Origin of the sequence: Mesorhizobium sp. B1-1-5, from assembly GCF_006443065.1 — a bacterium.
GTDB lineage: Bacteria > Pseudomonadota > Alphaproteobacteria > Rhizobiales > Rhizobiaceae > Mesorhizobium.
In genome coordinates this window covers 1-1,005 of sequence record NZ_VFWS01000697.1, presented here as the reverse complement: position 1 = coordinate 1,005, position 1,005 = coordinate 1, and the positions used below count along the sequence as shown (strand labels likewise).

Here is a 1,005-nt window from a genome sequence, read left to right as displayed (position 1 = left end):
ACGAGAACGGCGATGATCACCAGCCCGGTATCGCCGAAGGATGAGAACATCGAGAAGGCGATGCCGGTATTATAGGTGCGAAACAGCGCCAGGAAGGGCAGGAGATCGAGCTTTTCCTGAAAGGGAAGGCCGATCTCGACCAAATGTTTTATCCACTGGTCGAGCGCGATGGCCGCGACGACCAGCAGCGCATAGGGAGACCATGATTTCACGATTGGGCAACCCTCATTGCGAATCCACCATAGGGTCCAGTTTCAGCGCGCCGCGGCGGATCTCGAACAGCATGACGCCGGTGGCGACGGCAAGATTGAGCGAATCGGCACGCCCTGCCTGCGGAATCCTGAGCAGCCTGTCGCAACTCGCCGCCAGGCTTTCGGGCAGGCCTTGCTGCTCATTGCCCATCATCAGCAGCACCGGCCCCCGGGAAAAATCGACCGAGCGGTAGTCGACCGCGCCTTTGAGGTGTGTGCCGGCGACGAGACCCGAAAACCCGCCGCGCCAGGCGAGGAATGCCTCGGTCGTCGCCTTGGCCACCGGAACGGCGAAGATAGAGCCCATGGTGGCGCGCACCGTCTCCACCGAAAAGGGATCGGTGGTGTCTCCGACCAGGATCACGCCCTTCGCGCCTACGGCGTCCACCGTGCGGATGACGGTGCCGAGATTGCCGGGATCACGCACCCGGTCGAGCGCCACCCAGACATCGCCATTGTCGGCGCGGATATCCTTCAGGGCCAGGAATTTCTGCGAGAAAACGCCGATCACCATTTGCGGATTGTCGCGGCGGGTTATGGCGACAAGCACTTTTTCCGAGACTTCAAGCACCGTGCCGCCGGAAGCCACCGTGCGCGCAGCGACCTTCTCCACCGCCGCGTTGCCGCGTCCGGCCTTGGCGAAGACCAGGGTCCTGATATGCCAGCCGAGGTCGAGCGCATCGATGACCAGCTTCAGGCCCTCGGCCATGAAGGCGTTCTGCTGGTCGCGGAATTTCTTGAGCGCCAGCGCCTT

At 62.7% G+C, this 1,005-nt stretch carries 2 protein-coding genes; both read right to left on the bottom strand.

What is annotated here, in order from left to right; translation table 11 throughout:
• On the bottom strand, positions 1-212 hold a 212-nt coding region (locus tag FJ980_RS34490), incomplete at its 3' end, for a signal peptidase II (protein ID WP_181181438.1).
• 13 nt (positions 213-225) lie between these two features.
• A partial coding sequence (locus tag FJ980_RS34485; protein ID WP_140547772.1) for an RNA methyltransferase occupies positions 226-1,005 on the bottom strand: 780 nt, incomplete at its 5' end.